Here is a 17,259-nt window from a genome sequence, read left to right on the forward strand (position 1 = left end):
CGGATCAGGCAGCTTCCTGGTGCAGCCGGCGCTCGTTGATCTCCCAGGTCATCACGTACAGCCGGATCACCTGGGCCAGGCTCTCCTCGGTGTTGAAGGTGAGCACGACGTGCCGCCCGGGGTCGCCGTGCGGGGCCTCCCGGACCGTCAGGATGGTGCCGCTCAGCTCGACCTCGCCGGCCTCACCGAGCCAGACCGCGGCCCGCAGGTGGTCCCCCGGGCTCAGCGCCACCGGCATGTCGATCCAGCAGCGCAGGCCACCCTCGCTGATGTCCAGCAGGGCACCGTCGACCTCGTGCTCACCGGCCGAGATCCGGACGGCCGCGCCGCCACCGCCCCGGACGTACTCGCGCCGGTTGCTCTGCCGCGGCGCCTCCACCGGGGCCAGGGTCCACCGGAACGGAGCCTCATCGGAGACCGAGATCAGGCGGGTGGGAAGCACGATCCGGGTACGCGGCGGCGCCCAGAAGACATCGAACTGGTGACCGGCCACCAGCGTGGCCGGGTCCGCGGTCTCGAGCGGCGCGGCAACGGTGAAGGTGTCCCCGTCCACGGACTCGAGCCGGGACCGGAAGTTCACTCCCTCGCCCAGGACGAGGAACATCGGCGCGCCGATGGCGGGCAGTTCGGTGATGGCAGAGACCGACGCAATCATGGTTGAAGCACCTCACGACGGGGGGATCCGGTCGAGGATTCATTCGGCCGGTCCCGCGCGACCATGAGGATTTCGGTAGCGATCCGGGAGTGATCCGCCGTCAGCAGGTCACCGTGATCCGCTCGTAGCGGGCGTGGAACGGCGTGGGCTTGGCCCCGAACTGAGCGCGGTTGAGCGCGGACACCCCGACCCGCACCGTCTCCGGCAGCGTCATCTTCACCGTGGCCAACTCGGTGAACGCGGTCTTGTCAGCCGGCCGCCAAGACCCGGTGATGGTGCCGCCCGCCCGAACCATCCGCAGCACGAGCCGGGTGGCGCCGGTCTTGATCGGCCGCTGGCTGGGCAGCGGCCCGTGCACCCACTGGTGCGCCCCACCGTCCCGGTATTCGAACCCAACGGTCCCGGTCTCACCAAAGGCCCGCTCGATCCGCACGTAACTGACCGGCGAATTCCACAGCAGCAGCCCCGCCCCCTGATAAAACACGGCCGGCGACACCTCCATGGCGGCTTCGATCACAAAGTCCCCGGCAATCGGCCGCAGCAGCATCTGAGCCGTGACGTTGCCCTGATAGATGTCGGTACCGTCCGGCGCATCAAGGTCAGCCGCCCCACCGCTGACAGTGACGGCAAGGTCAGCCCGATTGCGCTCCCAGGCCGGGTCAAGCACAGCCCCGTCAAATTCCTCGGCAAACCCGCACCCCGGCGCCGAGGCGCTGGCGCTGGCCGGGGGCACCGCACCGGGCTCACCGTCGGCCCGAAGCAGCCGCACGGCTACCGACGCTCCCACCGCCACCACCAAAACCGCCACCCCCGCAACCACCATCCGAACCCGCCGCCCACCCATCCGCCCCGCCTCAACGGCCGCCCCCAGCTCAGCAGCCGACGCGGGCGCAGCAGCCGACTTGAGCTCAGCGGCCGGCTTGTGCTCAGCGGTCGGCTTGTGCTCAGCGGTCGGTCCTGGCTCGGCAGCTGGCCTCGGCTCCGCGGCCTCCGGTATCACCGACGGCGGGCTCGAGGGCTCCAGCAACGTGGGTGGCGGCTCGACCGGCACCGGCAACGGCAGTGCCGGGCCGGCCGACGATGTCAGACCCGGGATCGGCGCCCGGCCAGCGGTGAACGCCACAGGCCGCGCAGGCGGCGACGCCGGCACGGCCGACGACTCCGGAGCTGGAACGGACACCGGGTTAGTGGTGGCCGCCTCGGGCCGCGCGGGCTGCGCCGGCGCCGGGGCGGCGGTGGGCGCTATCGGTCGCGGGGGTGGCGGGGTGCGGCTGGTCAGGCGGGCTGCGCCGAGCGCGATGCTGTGTTCCGGGTCGGGGTCGACCACGACAGGCCGTTCGAACGCCTCGGCCACCAGCGCCCCCACGAGCGGTATCCGGGACGACCCGCCGGCCAGCAGGACTGCCCGCAGCCGGTCCGGGCCGACCTCGGCCGACCGCAACGCCCGGGTCAGCGCCCGCACCGTCTCCTGCAGCGCCGGCGCGATCATCGCCTCGAACTCGCGCCGAGTAAGCCGCACCCGGGTGTGCAACCCCGGCAGCGCCACCGGGATCATCACCTCGGTGTCGAAGGAGAGCGCCTCCTTGGCGTCCACGCAGTCGCGCCGCAGCCGGGTGAGCGCGGCGACGAGGTCGGGATCGTCCCCCGCGAGCCGCTCAGCCGGCAGAACCCGAGTCACATGGTCAAAGACCGCCTCGTCAAAGTCGATCCCGCCAAGCTGCTCGATCCCCTCAGGCGCACCGAGCAACTCGAACCCGCCCGCGCCACGGCGCAGCACCGCCGCGTCGAAGGTGCCACCACCCAGGTCATAGACGGCCACGATGTCCCCGTCGGCCATGTGCTCGCCGGCCGCATACGAGACCGCCGCCGCCTCCGGCTCACTGCGCAACACCACCCGAGGCGAGTCAGCCAGCCGAGCCGCCTGTTCCAGCAGGTCACGCTTGTAAGGCCCCCAGTTGGCCGGGCAGGTGAGCACCACCAACGAGGGCGCCCCCTGCTCGACGGTGGCAGCGACCGCGAGCACGTGCTCCAGCAGTCGCGCGACCAGCGCATGCGCGGGATAGGGCGACCCCCCGACGAGCAGCGGCACCGGATCCCCGATCCGCCGCTTGAACTCCCGAGCCACCCGCCCAGGCTCCAGCTCACCACGGCGCACAGCGGCCTCACCGACCACCACCGCCCCGTCCGAGGCCAGAAAGATCACCGAAGGAATCTCCGGCCGCCGCCCACCAAGCCGCAGGACTTCCACATGGTCACCGCGCCGCACGGCAGCCGCAGTCCAGGTGGTCCCGAGGTCCACCCCCAGCCCATAGGTCATCGCGGCCCAGCCCCTCCGATCCGACACGGCCGCACCGACGACCGGCACCCAGCATCGACCGTCCCCCGCACCCCGACAAGACCAAGATGGACGCTTGCCCAAAAGGCCGTCCAAATGACTCCACCCCAGCCCCCCAGGAAAGCCCAACCCAGCCACCCACCGAGACCACCAAAGCCCAAGCCCCCACCCCGCCGGTGCCAGCGACATCGCCGACGACAGCAGCAGCGGTTCTGGTTCCGGCCTTCAAGGACTGCGCTTCCCACATATCAGAGCGCCTGTGCCAAAACAGAGCCCCCGAGCCCGCAATCCGGGCGCGCGCCCAAACAAAAACCCGATATCCGGCCGAACGCCGCGCGAGGGGCCCGCTGAGCCGCGAACTTGTCGATTCGACCCTCCGCTGAGTGCTCAAACTTTCCAAGATCGCAGCCAAGCCCGCCGAACCGCCTAGATCTCGGAGCTGCGGGCCGCAACCAAGCCGCCAAGCGCGCAAATACGGCCAACCCAACCGCCGCAACCGGCGCGGAATGTTCGCCTGACCACCACCCCAGCCCGGCCTGCCCGACGCAATCCCCACCGCCACCACAACGCGGCAGCCCGACCACCACCAGCAAGGGGACCGCTCAGCCCAGCCACGCCCCCAGCAGCGCAGAACCAAAGACGAACCCGCAGCGTGCCCCCACGCAAGGTGGTGGGCCGGGGGTGACCAGGCAGGGCATAGATGCTTTACCGCCCAGCCTGGTCACCCCCGGCCCACCACCGTCCCAGCGCGACCGAAACGTCCCACCGCCCAGCGCAAGAGGACAGCGAAAGAGCAACCCCTAGCTGAAGCGGTAAGCCGCAGCCGGATGATCGTCACGGACCCGGGTAACGCCCGGCCCGTAGAAGTGCTCCCGCAACGTACTGCCCGAGTACGAAGTGCGGGTAAGCCCACGCCGCTGCAGCTCCGGCACAGCGAGGTCGACGAAATCCCGGAAGGTAACCGGCGGCACCGGATCGGCGATGTTGAAACCGTCCACACCGGATTCGTCGGCCCAGCGCTCCAGCGCATCCGCGACCGTGGCAGGGCTGCCCACGATCACCGGCCCGCCCCCGCCCACCCCCACGAACTCGGCAATAGCCCGAGGAGTCCAGGTCCGCGAGGGGTCAAGGGTGGTGAACAGCTCGACCATGCCGCGAATCCCGTCGGTCTCCACATATTCGAGGGGCTTGTCGAGATCAAGCGCGGACAGGTCGATGTGCATCAGCGCGCTCCACCGGGCAAGCGCCCCCTCAACGCTGGCATAGCGCTGATAGTCGGCCAGCTTGGCCCGCGCCTCAGCATCGGTCTCAGCGACGATCACGGTGGCGATAGCAAAGAACTTGACCGCCGCCGGATCCCGCCCAGCCGCCACCGCTTCGGCCCGCACCCCGTCGACCAGAGTCCGAGCCATCGACGGCAGATAGGCGGAGAGAAAGACGCCTTCAGCGTGCCGCCCCGCGAAGGCCCGCCCAACTCGGGAGGTCCCAGCTTGGTAGAGCACCGGCGTCCGCAGAATCCCCGGCTCGGAGAGAGCGATCCCCGGCACCCGATAGTGCACGCCGTCATGCTGAATCGGCCGCACCCGAGAAGGATCGACGAACACGTCGCCGGAGCGGACCACCGCGTCATCCGCCCAGCTGCCCTCCCACAGCTTGTAGACGACCTCCATGAATTCCTCGGCCTTGGCATACCGGTCGTCGTGCGCCAGTTGCTTATCCAGCCCAAGATTCCGAGCGGCACTGTCCAGCGCAGACGTAACGATGTTCCACCCGATCCGCCCGTCGGTGAGGTGATCGAGGGTGGTCATCTTGCGGGCAAAGGCGTACGGCAATTCGTACGTAGAGGAGACCGTGACCGAGAAACCAAGATGTTGGGTCGCCGCCGCCATCGCGCTGATCGGCAGCAGCGGGTCATCGGTAGGCGTCTGGATGCCGTCGCGCAGCGCGGCATCGACGCTGCCCTGGTAGACGTCGAGCGGCCCCAGCGCATCCGCGACGAACAATGCGTCGAACTTCCCGCGTTCCAGAATCTGCGCTGTCTCCACCCAATAGCGCAGGTCCCGATAACGATGGGCCTGGCTGTCCGGGTGCCGCCACAGCCCGATGGCGGTGTGCCCGACGGTGGACTGCCGCAGTCCGTTCAGGTGGATGCGCATGGTTCCTCGTTCTCGATGATCAGGTCCGCCCGTTCACGGACTAGTTCGGCCGCGTAGAACGCGTCCTCGTGCTCCGCCCACCGCCGCCAATGCGGCGCATAGGTTTCCCCATCCCGGGCCAGGGCCCGCCGCTTACGCACCGCATCGGGGCTTTCCAACCAAACCAACCCGCTGATGTACGGCCGGAGCACCGACCCACCCGCACCGACACCCTCGACCACAAGCCAATCCGCGTCGGGCACCGGATGTTCTTCGGCATAGCGATCCCCGGCCCAGTCCCACCGCCGCCAACTGGCCACCTTCCCGGCCGCGAGCGGAACCAGCACCCAGTCGCGCAGCGCGGTAACCCCCTGGTCGAGCCCGTCCCACCCGGCATAGAGGTTGTCCATGTGAATGAGCGGCGCCCCGAGCCGTTCCGCCACCGCCCGAGCGAGCGTGGTCTTCCCCGACCCCGACCGCCCTTCGACGGCAAGCACCCGCCGCGCCCCGGCGGCGGGTTCCCGGTTCCGGGCCCAGGTGACGACCAGCTCGACGGCTCCGGCCAGCCAGTTGTCGGTCATGGGACGTACAGCACCCGCTCAGCCGTGATCCGCAGAACCACCCGGTCGGATTCCTGGTCGTCGACAAGGTGATCCGCCCCGGTGTAACTCCGGGCCAGCCGGTCGACAAGTGCCCGAGCGTCCTCGTCGGTAACCCGGGCGGTCCCGCGAATCTCGGCATACCGGGTAGGCCGCCCCCGGTCGTAAAGCAGCACGGTCACCCGAGGATCCCGCCGGATGTTGCGCACCTTGCGCCGCGCCCCCTTGGTAGCCATCAGCAGCTCGTCCCCGTCCCGCCCCACCCACATCACCGAAAGCTGAGCACTCCCATCCGGCTCACTGGTGGACAGCACCGCAAACTCCGGCCCATCCACCAGCTCCCGCACCCCATCCCCCAGCGCGACACGCACGCCGCCGACCGGAGCCACACCGTCGGCGCTCACGCCGGCCGCCCGAGTTCCAGCGGCAGCGCGGGATCGGCCGACCACTCTTCGAGGGAGCCGTCGTAGATCGCCACGTCCGGCCGGCCGGCCACGGTCAGCGCGAGCGCGACGACCGTGGCCGAGATCCCCCCGCCGCAGTAGATCCACACCGGGTCGGGATCGTCGGCGAGCCCGCCGAGGGCGGCCCGCAGCTCAGCCTCGGGCAGGAACCGGCCGTCCGCCCCGACCAGCGACCGGGCCGGCAGGTTCCCGCTGCCCGGAATGTGCCCCCGGCGCGAGTAGCGGGTCGGCACCTCCCCGGCGTACGCCTCCGGGTTGAGAGCGCAGACCAGGGTCGCCTCCACCTCCCCCTCGAGCCACGCCTGGATGTCGCTCTTCCCGATCCACCGCCCATCCCGCACCCGCGCGGTCAGCCGCCCGCCCGCCCGCGGCACCGCCTCGCTACGCGCGGACGCCGAAGGCGCCGCAGGCCTGGCGGAATCCGCTGAGTCGGACGACACCGGGAGGCCGGACGACTGCCAGGCGGCGAAGCCGCCGTCCAGGACGTAGGCCTCTACGCCGAGCCAGTCCAGCAGCCACCACAGCCGGGCCGCCCACATGCCGCCGTTGCGGTCGTAGGTGACGACCGGGACGCCGTCGCGCACGCCCAGCGCGGACAGTGCGGCCGCCAGCACGGCTGGTTCCGGGGCCGCGAAGTGGTAGCCGGCCGCCGGGTCGCTGAGCAGGTTCAGCAGGTCGGCGTGCCGGGAGCCGGGGATGTGCGCCTCTTGCCAACCGGCCAGGCCGGAGACCGAGGTGTGGTCGCCGTCGTGTCGCGCGGCGGCCAGCTCCACCGTGGCGTCGAGGACGAGAACGCTCTCACCGCGTACGGCCAAATCGGCGGGACCGAGAAGCGGACCGGTCATCGCGGCAGCGCCCGGACCGGCGCGGAGGCCGCGCGAACGGCCTGGCGCCAGTCGAAGTCCGCGGGCAGGATCGCATTCTGCGCGAGCCAGGCGGTGTACGGCGTCATCAGGTCCTCCCGGATCTCGCCCCACTGCTCACCGTGCCACCAGGTCGGCGCGATCAACTCCAGGGAGCGGGCCAGGATCGCCCGCGGGAAGTACGGGATCACCCGGTCCAGTACGTCGAGGGTGCCCGCCGGATCATCCGTGGCGGCGCGATAGCCGCGTGCGGTGACCTGGAGGAACGTGTCCAGCAGGGCCGGGTCGGTGAGCGCCGGACCGGTGCCGAGCAGATAGCTGTGATAGGGCGGCGCGCCGATCTCGTCCACCGGCCACACGATCCGCTGCGAACCGGGCAGCTGGGCGAAGAGCGCATCCCAGGCCCAATAACCGCCGAAGGTCGCGTCGACCGTGCCGGCCGCGATGTCGTCCACGCTCAGCTCGCGGTGACCGCTGTCCACCAGCACCACCGCGTCCGGGTCGCCGCCGTCCGCCGCGACCAGGTGCCGGACCATGGCTACGCCGCGTGGGGTCGGGTTGAGCGCGAGCCGCTTGCCTTCCAGGTCGCGTGGGCGGGCGATGCCGCGGCCGGCGACGGTCTGGATGGTCTCCATCCCCCGGTGGTTGATCGAGGCCACGCCCTGCAGCGGCTGGCCGGCGGCGCTGCGGACCAGCAGCCGGTTGGTCGGGAAGACGCCCAGGTGCACCTCGCCGCGGGCCAGGTGTTCGAGGGTGTCGCCGCGCAGCGCGTCGAAGACGGTCAGCTCGACGTCCAGGCCGGCGTCGCGGTACCAGCCGTTGCGGCTGGCCACGTAGAGGCCGGCGGCGTTGGTCCAGGGGTGGAAGTACTCGAGCATCACGCGCAGGTGAGTCAGGCTCATCGGGGGTTACCTGTCAGGAGATCGGTGAGGCGGCGGCGCAGTTTGACGAACTCGGGGTCGTCGACGACGGTGCCGCGGCGTGGGCGGTCGAACGGCACGGTGACCTTTTCCAGGACCGTGGCCGGGCGGTGCGAGAAGACGTAGACGGTGTCGGAGAGCAGGAGTGCCTCCTCGATGTTGTGCGTGACGAACAGGACGGCCCGGCGGTTGGCCTCCCAGATGTCCAGCAGCCAGCGGTGCATCTCGGCGCGGGTCATCGCGTCGAGGGCGCTGAACGGCTCGTCGAGGCAGAGCAGTTCCTGGTCGGAGATGAGGGCGCGGAGGAAGGCGACCCGCTGCTGCATGCCGCCGGAGAGCTGGTGCGGGTAGGACCGCTTGAAATCACCGAGCCCCACCTTCTCCAGCCAGTCCCGGGCCAGTGCGAGATCCGATTTCCCGGCGATCTCACGGGCCAGGACGACGTTCTTCTCGATGGTTCGCCAGGGCATCAGGGCCGGTTGCTGCGGCATGTAGCCGATGCGGCCTCGTCGCGCGGGCTCGCCGTTGATCTCGATGGTTCCGGACGACGGGGTGTGCACGCCGCCGATCAGGTGAAAGAGCGTGCTCTTGCCGGATCCGCTCGGCCCGACGATGGAGGCGAACTCACCACGACCAACCGAAATGTCCAGATTTTTCAGGACTTCGAGATCCTGGAAACTGTGGTTCAAGCCGGTAACGCTCAGGGCGTCAGCGCTCACGACGAACAACCAGCCTCTCCACCAGCAGGACCAGCCCGAACACCAGCAGGGCCAGGATGATCACGATGACGATCGCGACGAACAGGCGGTCCGCCCGGAACGCCGACTTCTGCACGATCATGTAGTGGCCGATGCCCTTGTCGCTGCCGAGCCACTCCGAGATGATCGCGCCGAAGACGCTGTAGGTCGCCGCGATCTTCAGCCCGGAGAACATCGTCGGCAGCGCGTTCGGCCACTGCAGCTTGGCGAACAACTGCCCGCGCGAGGCGCCGCTCATCAGCAGGTAATCGGCGATCCGGGGGTCGCTGCGCCCGAGCCCGTCCAGCGTCGCGACGGCCACCGGGAAGAAGCAGACCAGGATGATCACCACCAGCTTGGGCGCCAGCCCGAACCCGAGCCAGACCACCAGCAGCGGCGCGATCGCGATGGTCGGCACGTTCTGGCTGATCACCAGCAGCGGGTAGACCGCGGCCCGCAGGAACGGCACCAGGTGCAGCACGACCGCGATGAGCAGGCCGGCCGCCACCCCGGCGGCGAAGCCGTACAGGGTGAGCTCGGCGGTGGCCAGGGTGTGCGTGGTGAGCACCGAGCGCTGCTCGACCGCGGCGTCCCAGATGTCCTTCGGGCTGGGCAGCAACCAGGTGTCCACGCCGGAGACCGTGCAGTAGAGCTGCCAGCCGGCGATCAGCAGGATGAGCGTGATCGCCGGTGGCAGCGCCTTGCGCAGGGTGGTCACGCCGCAGGCAGGAACTCGTTGGTGTACGCCTTGGACGCGTCGACCTCCTTGCTGAGCACCTTCTGCTGGAACAGCCAGGCCGAGAAGTCGGTCCACACCGTGTCCTTCTGCTCACCCCAGCGCGCCGCGTCGTCGGTGTACCGCGGGCTCAGCCACTCCTGGCTCTTCTTGACCAGGGCGGCGTCGAGGTCGGGGGCCGCCTTGAGCAGGATCTCGGCCGACTCGGCGGCGTTCTTCCCGGCGTAGGTGTAACCCTCGGACACCGCCGCGGTGAACTCCTTCACCAGCGTCGGGTTGCTGGAGATCTGCTTCTCGTTGGTGATCAGGATCGGGGTGTAGAAGTCGAGCGCCTTGTCGTAGTCCTTGACGTACTGGATGTTCAGCGCCTGGCCCTTGAGCTCGGCGTTGATCCCGTCCCAGCCGTAGAAGATCCACTCGAAGTCGATCCCCTTCTTGGTGGCGGTGAGGAAGTCGGCGTCGCCCACGTTCACCACCTTGACCTTGTCCGGGTCCCCGCCGTCCGCCTTGACCAGGGTCTTGAGCAGCGGCTCCTCGATCGGGCCGCCGTACCCGCCGTAGGTCTTGCCGGCGTACTGGGCGGGGCGGGTCAGGCCGCGGTCGTTGGGCGAGCCGAAGCCGGAGGTGTTGTGCTGGATGATCGCGGCGATCGAGACCAGCCCGGCCCCCTCGGCGCGGGCCTGGGTGAGCGACTCCTGGGCGCTGATCGCGAACGGGATCTTGTCCGCGGCCACCAGGGTGCTCGGGTCGGCGTCACCCGGCTGGACGATCTCCACGTCCAGGCCGTGCGCGGCGAAGAAGCCCTTGGACTGGGCGACGTAGAGGCCGGTGTGGTTGGTGTTGGGCGTCCAGTCGAGGGAGATCTTGACCTTGGTCAGGGCCTGGCCGCTGGCCCCGGTGGCGGGTGCGTCGTCATCGTTGCCGCAGGCCGCGGTGGCCAGGGCCAGGGAGGCGGCCGCGAGGGTGGTCAGAACACGACGCCGGCTGATGGCGTTATTCATGAGGGCGACTTTCGTTTGCGGTGATTTCTGCACGAAATTTAGGTGTATACAGCTGACTCCACCAGGCAAAAGTGACCCGCATTACATACTGTTCCCACATATCAGACTGGCTTCATAGGAATAACTCGATGTTGACCCGGGCCGCGCTCGCTGCGCCGCTGGCCCCCTCAGGCCAACTTCGGGACGCGCCCGCCAGTGGCCACATTTGTGGGCTTTGCAGCCCTAGCCGCCAACACAGAATCACAGAAGGCCACAAAACCGGGCGCATAAAACGTCCGAACCGTCGGCCACAGATCGGCGAACTCCGGTATTTCCAGATCCGTGACTACGACATTCTTCCAAGCCCCCCAGAACTCATTCGCCAAGAATCCTGATTCATAGTTCAAGAAGTTCAACTGGTGAATATCCATCCTGGTCAAGACATACAGGCTGCGCTTGTTATTCTCGTACGCAGACGTCGGATACCCTCGCGATGAGAGGTACCATTCGAGCAATTCAGGATCGTCCCGAAAGAACTCGGCGCGATGATCAGTCTGGTTCCGAGTCAGCGCGATTTGCGCATTCTGCGCCAGCGAATCAGCAACGTGCCTGCTTTGGGTGGCCGAGAATCGCGTCTGCTGGACCATGGCGCGCGTTTGAACCGCGCTCGCGAAGAGGGCCAGGGCGACGAGCGGAAGGGAGAGAGTCTGCGCCCAATCAGCGACATTCATGGCCTCATGATACGGAAAGACACAAGGCCATCACTCTCAGTAATGCACGCCATCGACAGACTGGCCATACGTCACGCTGTGATCGCGACCGCAGACGATGGATGCCGGTCGCTGGCATGATCACTCGATCGAGGGCGCGACTGCGTCACGTTTGCCATGACGGAGTTGCACCATTAGCGCCATATACACGGTCGCCCGACGGAAGCCGTACGGGAAGCTTCTGATTTTGATCGTCGCCGTTGTCGTGATCGTCGTGGGGGCGGTGGTCGCGATCAAGATGATGCGGCGGCCCGAGCTGACGCCGAGCGGGCGGACCATCGCCGGGGTCCCGGTCGGCGGGCTGGACGAGAAGAAGGTCCGGGCGGCGGTCGAGTCGCAGGTGCGCGCCCGGGTCGAGCAACCGGTCACCGTGCAGGTCACCGGGACGGATGCGACGTTCACCATCAATCCGGTGGCGGCCGGCCTCGCCCTCGACGTCGCCGCGACCGTCCGCGCCGCGTTCGCCGCCTCGGGCGACGCGGTCGTCATCACCGACGCGGCCGAGCTGCGGGCGGCCCTGTCCGCGCACCGCGAGGCGGCCACCGACACCGTGGTGAAGCTGGCCACCCCGGTGCCACGGCTGGAGGCCAAGGGCGACGCCTCGTTCACCTCCTCGACCAAGGGCGTGCAGCGCACCGAGGGCACCGCCGGCTGGAGCATCGACCCGGCCTCGGCCGCTCCCGCCGTGGTGGCAGCGGTCCAGGCCGGCCGGCCCGAAGCGTCGGTAGCCGGCACCACGACCGCGCCCGGCGGCGACCTGGCCGGCGTGAACCAGCTGATCGGCACGTTCACCACGTACCACCCCTGCTGCGCGCCCCGGGTAACAAACATCCACCTGATCGCGAAGATCGTCGACGGCACGGTCATCGCCCCCGGCACGACGTTCTCGCTCAACGAGAAGGTCGGCGAGCGCACCCGCGACCGCGGCTTCGTGCCCGCCCCCGCGATCGTGACCGGCGAGCTGGAGGACCAGATCGGCGGCGGCATCTCGCAGTTCTCCACCACGCTGTTCAACTCGGCCTGGTTCGCCGGCCTGCCGATCCTGAAGCACCAGCCGCACAGCAAGTACATCTCGCGCTACCCGCCCGGCCGCGAGGCCACCCTCGACTGGGGCAACATCGACCAGGTGATCCGCAACGACACGGCGGCCCCGGTGGTGATCCGCACGGCGACCACCGACACGTCGGTGACGGTCGCCCTCTACGGCAGCACCGGCAAGCGCAAGGTCGTCTCGGAGACCGGCCCGCGCAGCCCAGGCACCGACGGCGGCTTCAGCATCCGAGTAACCAGAACCGTCTACGACGACGGCGCCGAAACCGGCACAACCACCCTCCGCTGGCGCTACACGGGCCTGGACTGACGCTTGCTTCGCCGGGCGGTCCGCTTACGCTCCTTTTCGGATACGCCGTAGGAGCAGTCCCGTGGCACGCGGTCCCGCTGAGCGGTGCTCACCCTCCGCGCGCCCGCATCCGGGCGGGCCCGGCCCAAGACGCTGGCATTTGCCCGCCCCCGCCGCGCGCCGCGCCGCACGCACCCCGACCAAACACGCCGGCCCACCGCCCACACCGCCCTGCGCCGCGACGCACGCACCCGACCCAACACGCCGGGGCGCTGCCCGTCCCGAGCGCCGCGACGCGCTAACCAATCCGAGTCGACCGACTGCCGAAACACGCCGCTCCGCCGGAAAGCCCCTGCACCTTCAGCCGTTGCGGCGCGGCCCAGCCCACCGCCGATTTGCAGCTGCAGTCCACGCGTTCACGACTTCCGCATGGTGGACCATCGCTCTCGGATCCTGAGTCGGCGCCCCGTATCGCAGGCATGGTCCCGCTTGGTGGACAGCGCTCCCACCTGCTGAGCCCTGCGCAAGCAGAAGAGCATGACATGCCGTATAAATCGCCCGCCAGCTTCCAACGCAGGTCAGATCTTGTCAATTTCACCCCCCGCTCGTTGCTCAACCGCTCCAAGATCTGAAGCTGATCGCGGAACGGGCGGGCGAGGCGAAGCGCGAGACGAGGCGGGACTCGAGGCCCGTGGACGCGAGACGCCCACCTGAATCAACGGCTGGCTGGAGCGGTGACGCCGCCGTCCACCCGACGCAAGCACCCCGCACCGCTCCGCAGCGCTCCTGCCGCCCAAGGCCCCAGCGCCACGGCACGAGGCACGAGGCAGCCCGCGGGCTGCAGACCGCGGGCGGCGGGCGTCTTGGGCCGGGCCTGCCCGGATGCGGGCGGTGGCCGGCGTCTTGGGCCGGGCCCGCCCGGATGCGGGCCCGCGGAGAGTGAGTGCCGCCCAGCGGGACCGCGTGCCACGGGACCGGGCCTACGGCGTACTGGGAAAGGCAGTTAATAGCCTGCGTCGTCCAAGGCCTTGGTGGCCAGCTCTCGGCCCAGGGCGACCATCGCGGCAGCGTGGTGGAAGTCCAGGACGCCGCTTGCCGTCACCGGGACGGCTATGTGCACGTCGGGTGGTAGGCCGGCCATGCGGTAGCGGGCGATCATGTCCTGCATCGCGTCCAGCGAGTTCATGATCACGTCGCTCAAACGCATCTCGGGCGGCATCGGCTCGGCCGCTCGGGCGTGCCGCAGGCGGCCCAGCCAGTCGGCCGAGCGGGTGCGCTTCGCCGCCGCGCGGATCGGGGCGGCCGACTCGTGGCCGGGGCGGCGGGCCAGCAGCGAGACGGCGACCGTCAGGTCGGCGGGGACCGACGCGGTCGGCTCGATCGGCACCGGGTTGAGCAGGCCGCCGTCGGCCAGCACCCGGCCGTCGGCGACGACCGGCGTGATCAGGCCGGGGATGGCGATCGACGCCCGGATCGCCGAGCGCAGCAGGCCCTTCTGGAACCACACCTCGCGGCGGCTGGTGATGTCGGTGGCCACCGCGGTGTACGGGATCGGCAGGTCCTCGATCAGCGCGTCGTCCAGGAAGCTGTCCAGGTGGTCGATCAGCCGGTCGGCGGCCAGCACGCCGGCCAGCGCCCACTTCGGGTCGAGCAGGCGCAGCACGTCGCGCTGTTTGAGGCTGGTCGCCCACTCGGTGAACTCCTTCAGGCGCCCGGCCGCCATCACCCCGCCGACCAGGGCGCCCATCGACGAGCCGGCGACCGTGACGACCTCGAAGCCCCGCTCGTCGAGCACCTGAATGACCCCGATGTGGGCAAACCCCCGCGCACCACCGGAACCCAGCGCGAGCGCGACCCGTCGAGACACGATCCGATGCTAGTGCCCGATAGTCTCGGACGGCTCGAATCCTGCGGAGGGGCGATTCCCATGGATGCGTTCGCGGCGCCGCCCGACCCCGGGCCGGCCGGTAACGTCGATGACCTGGTGGAACGGCTGCGGCTGTTGAAGATCTGGGGCGGTGATCCGTCGTACGAGATGATCAAGGAGCGGGTCAACGCGGCCTGGACCGGCGCCGGGCGGCCGGCCGGTGAGCTGGCCCGGCGGTCGACGGTGGCCAGCTGCTTCCAGCCGGGCCGGCGGCGGCTGAACACCGACCTGGTCATCGCGGTGGTCGAGGCGCTGCACCCGGACGCCGGATATGTCGCGCAGTGGCGACAGTCGCTGCGGGTGGTCGGCGGCGAGATCGCGGCGGTGTCCCAGGTGCGGGTGCAGGACTCGCTGCCGCCCGACCTGCCCGACTTCACCGGCCGGGTGGCCGATCTGGATCAGCTGCGGGCGGCCGCGCAGGTCGGCGACGCCGTGGTGATCTCGGCGCTGGAGGGCATGGCCGGGGTCGGCAAGACCCAGCTCGCCGTCCACGCCGGACATCAGCTGGCTTTTGAAAAAACCTTCGATCGGGTGCTGTTCGTCAACCTGCGCGGCTTCCATCCCGACCCGGCCCAGCCGCCCGCCGACCCGGCCGCCGTTCTTGACGGCTTCCTGCGCCTGCTCGGTATGCCCGGCCACCGCATCCCGTTCGAGCTGGACGCCCGCACCGACGCCTACCGGTCCCGGCTGGCCGGGCTGCGGGCGCTGGTGGTGCTGGACAACGCGGCCACCGCCGAGCAGGTCCGGCCGCTGCTGCCCGAGGTGCCGGGCTGTCTGACCCTGATCACCAGCCGGCACCGCCTCACCGACCTGCGCCGGGCCGACCACCTCGCGGTGGACGTGTTCACGATGCCGGAGGCCCTCGCCTTCCTGGCCGCCGCGGTGCCGGGGGTGCCGGCCGGCACCGACCCGGACGCCGCCGCCCGGATCGCCGAGCGCTGCGGCTGCCTGCCGCTGGCCCTGAGCCTGATCGCCGGGCACATCCGCAAGACGCCGGGCTGGACCCTGACCGACCACGCCGACCGGCTCGACGAGCGCCGCGACGAACGCCGGATGGACTCCGGCGTGCAGCTCAGCCTCGACCTGTCCTATCAGGACCTGCCGGCCGCGCCGCAACGGCTGCTGCGCCTGCTGGCGCTGCATCCGGGGCAGGACTTCGACGGGTACGCCGCGGCCGCCCTGGCCGGCACCGACCTCCCGGCCGCGCTGACCCGGCTGGCCGGACTGCGCGACGACCATCTGCTGCAGGAGTCCACGCCGGGCCGGTACACGTTCCACGACCTGGTCCGGGCCTACGCCACCGACCGGGCCCACGACGAGGACGCGCCGGGCGACCGCCGGGCCGCGCTGACCCGGCTGTTCGACCACTTCCTGGCCACCGCCGGGGCGGCGATGAACGCGCTGTACCCGGCCGAGGCCCACCGCCGCCCGCCGCTCTCGGTGGCCGGCACCCCGGGCCCCGACCTGACCGACCCGGACGCCGCCGTCGGCTGGCTGGACACCGAACGCCCCACCCTGGTCGCGGTGGCCGGCCACGGCTCGACCACCATGCTGGCGCAGACCCTGTCCCGCTACCTGAACAACGGCTACTACACCGACGCGCTGACCCTGCACGGCCTCGCTCACCGGGTCGCCCGGGCCGGCGGCGACCGCACCGGGCAGGCGCACGCCCTGGCCGGCCTGGGCTTCGCGCACCTGTGCCTGGGCCGCACCGGCCCCGCGGCTGAGGAGTTCCAGCAGGCCCACGACCTGTTCCAGCTGACCGGCAATCCGTCCGGGCAGGCTCGTACCCTGTTCAACCTGGGCAGCATCGAACTGCAGGCGGGCCGGTACGCGGCGGTCGTCGACTACATGGCCCGGGCGCTGACCTTCTACCGGCAGAGCGGCGACCGCTCCGGCGAGGCGGTCGCCCTGAACGGCCTCGGCCTCGCCACCGAACGCCTGGGCCGCCTCCCGGAGGCCATCGACCACCTGCGCCAAGCGCTGGAACTGGCCCGGGAGACCGGAAACCGGCGCGGCGAGTCGATCGCCCTGCACACCCTGGGCGAGTTGGAGACGCGCACCGGCGAGTACGGCCCGGCCGCCGACCACCTCGACCACGCCCTGATCCTGGAACGGCAGCTGGGCAACCGCCCCGGCGAGGCCGGCACCCTGGACAGCCTCGGTGCACTGCACACCCGCCTGGGCCGGCGCGACCAGGCGACCGACTATCACCGGCAGGCGCTGACCATCTTCCGCGAGACCGGCCACCAGGAGGGCGAGGCGTGGGCGCTGAACGGCCTGGGCGAAGCCGCCGAGCCGGCCGACGCGATCACCTTCCACACCGAGGCCCTGACCATCGCCACCGACATCGGCGCCGGCGCCCAGCGGGCCCGCGCCCAGGCGGGTCTGGGCCAGGCCCATCAGGCGCTCGGCGACCAAAACGAGGCACGGACACACTTCGAGCAGGCCTTGGCCGGCTACACCACTCTCGGCCTCCCCGAGGCCGATCAGATCCGCACCCACCTGGCCGGCATAAACGACATCAAAGATCCGGTGATAAGTACGCCGTAGGCCCGGTCCCGCGACACTCGGTCCCGCTGGCCGGCACTCGCCCTCCGCGCGCCCGCATCCGGGCGGGCCCGGCCCAAGACGCCGGCCACCGCCCGAGCCCGCCGTATCCGAAAAGGAGGGCGAGAGGACCGCCTGCGTGGCGCCGGAGGAGGTCGGCCTTGCGAAGCAAGCACCAGTCGAGTCCGGAGGCCGAGGAGATCGGCGCCAAGCCGGTTTGACATCCATAGATCTCGATATATAGCTTCG

At 70.1% G+C, this 17,259-nt stretch carries 14 protein-coding genes; 2 read left to right on the top strand and 12 right to left on the bottom strand.

Going from position 1 to position 17,259, the window contains the following annotated elements; genetic code table 11:
• Positions 1-4: 4 nt before the first annotated feature.
• The 11 genes from Ate02nite_RS16600 to Ate02nite_RS16650 form a co-directional block, all read right to left on the bottom strand.
• Positions 5-655: a PilZ domain-containing protein gene (locus Ate02nite_RS16600; RefSeq protein ID WP_203806333.1), complete on the bottom strand. Its 651-nt coding sequence runs from the start codon at positions 653-655 to the stop codon at positions 5-7.
• A 100-nt stretch (positions 656-755) separates the two neighbouring features.
• Entirely contained in the window at positions 756-2,999 is a 2,244-nt protein-coding gene (locus tag Ate02nite_RS16605) for an Hsp70 family protein (RefSeq protein ID WP_203806335.1), read from the bottom strand.
• A gap of 791 nt (positions 3,000-3,790) precedes the next feature.
• The gene (locus Ate02nite_RS16610; RefSeq protein ID WP_203806337.1) at positions 3,791-5,146 is read right to left on the bottom strand and encodes an LLM class flavin-dependent oxidoreductase; all 1,356 of its coding nucleotides are present in this window, start codon (positions 5,144-5,146) and stop codon (positions 3,791-3,793) included.
• Positions 5,131-5,706, bottom strand: a complete 576-nt coding sequence (locus tag Ate02nite_RS16615; protein WP_203806339.1) for a nucleoside/nucleotide kinase family protein — start codon at positions 5,704-5,706, stop codon at positions 5,131-5,133. Before Ate02nite_RS16615 ends, Ate02nite_RS16610 begins: the two co-directional genes overlap by 16 nt.
• Positions 5,703-6,128 carry a PPOX class F420-dependent oxidoreductase gene (locus tag Ate02nite_RS16620; protein ID WP_239147458.1) on the bottom strand — a complete coding sequence of 142 codons (426 nt, stop codon included), beginning with the start codon at positions 6,126-6,128 and terminating at the stop codon, positions 5,703-5,705. Before Ate02nite_RS16620 ends, Ate02nite_RS16615 begins: the two co-directional genes overlap by 4 nt.
• Positions 6,125-7,033, bottom strand: a complete 909-nt coding sequence (locus Ate02nite_RS16625; RefSeq protein WP_203806341.1) for a sulfurtransferase — start codon at positions 7,031-7,033, stop codon at positions 6,125-6,127. Before Ate02nite_RS16625 ends, Ate02nite_RS16620 begins: the two co-directional genes overlap by 4 nt.
• Positions 7,030-7,953: an ABC transporter substrate-binding protein gene (locus tag Ate02nite_RS16630; protein ID WP_203806343.1), complete on the bottom strand. Its 924-nt coding sequence runs from the start codon at positions 7,951-7,953 to the stop codon at positions 7,030-7,032. Before Ate02nite_RS16630 ends, Ate02nite_RS16625 begins: the two co-directional genes overlap by 4 nt.
• Entirely contained in the window at positions 7,950-8,690 is a 741-nt protein-coding gene (locus tag Ate02nite_RS16635) for an ABC transporter ATP-binding protein (protein ID WP_203806345.1), read from the bottom strand. Before Ate02nite_RS16635 ends, Ate02nite_RS16630 begins: the two co-directional genes overlap by 4 nt.
• The gene (locus tag Ate02nite_RS16640) at positions 8,680-9,426 is read right to left on the bottom strand and encodes an ABC transporter permease (protein ID WP_203806347.1); all 747 of its coding nucleotides are present in this window, start codon (positions 9,424-9,426) and stop codon (positions 8,680-8,682) included. The genes Ate02nite_RS16635 and Ate02nite_RS16640 overlap by 11 nt, the downstream gene beginning before the upstream one ends.
• The gene (locus Ate02nite_RS16645) at positions 9,423-10,445 is read right to left on the bottom strand and encodes an ABC transporter substrate-binding protein (protein ID WP_203806349.1); all 1,023 of its coding nucleotides are present in this window, start codon (positions 10,443-10,445) and stop codon (positions 9,423-9,425) included. The genes Ate02nite_RS16640 and Ate02nite_RS16645 overlap by 4 nt, the downstream gene beginning before the upstream one ends.
• 167 nt (positions 10,446-10,612) lie before the next feature.
• Positions 10,613-11,155: a hypothetical protein gene (locus Ate02nite_RS16650; RefSeq protein ID WP_203806351.1), complete on the bottom strand. Its 543-nt coding sequence runs from the start codon at positions 11,153-11,155 to the stop codon at positions 10,613-10,615.
• A 226-nt stretch (positions 11,156-11,381) separates the two neighbouring features.
• Here Ate02nite_RS16650 and Ate02nite_RS16655 point away from each other — a divergent pair, with 226 nt between their 5' ends.
• Positions 11,382-12,554 (top strand): VanW family protein, encoded by a 1,173-nt coding sequence (locus Ate02nite_RS16655; protein ID WP_203806353.1) that lies wholly within the window; start codon positions 11,382-11,384, stop codon positions 12,552-12,554.
• 982 nt (positions 12,555-13,536) lie between these two features.
• Here Ate02nite_RS16655 and Ate02nite_RS16660 read toward each other — a convergent pair.
• Positions 13,537-14,400 (bottom strand): patatin-like phospholipase family protein, encoded by an 864-nt coding sequence (locus Ate02nite_RS16660; RefSeq protein WP_203806355.1) that lies wholly within the window; start codon positions 14,398-14,400, stop codon positions 13,537-13,539.
• Between the two features lie 60 nt (positions 14,401-14,460).
• Here Ate02nite_RS16660 and Ate02nite_RS16665 point away from each other — a divergent pair, with 60 nt between their 5' ends.
• Complete coding sequence (locus Ate02nite_RS16665; RefSeq protein WP_239147459.1) at positions 14,461-17,013, top strand: ATP-binding protein; 2,553 nt, start codon at positions 14,461-14,463, stop codon at positions 17,011-17,013.
• The last annotated feature ends 246 nt before the right edge of the window (positions 17,014-17,259 follow it).

It is taken from the genome of Paractinoplanes tereljensis (genome assembly GCF_016862435.1).
Classification (GTDB): domain Bacteria; phylum Actinomycetota; class Actinomycetes; order Mycobacteriales; family Micromonosporaceae; genus Actinoplanes; species Actinoplanes tereljensis.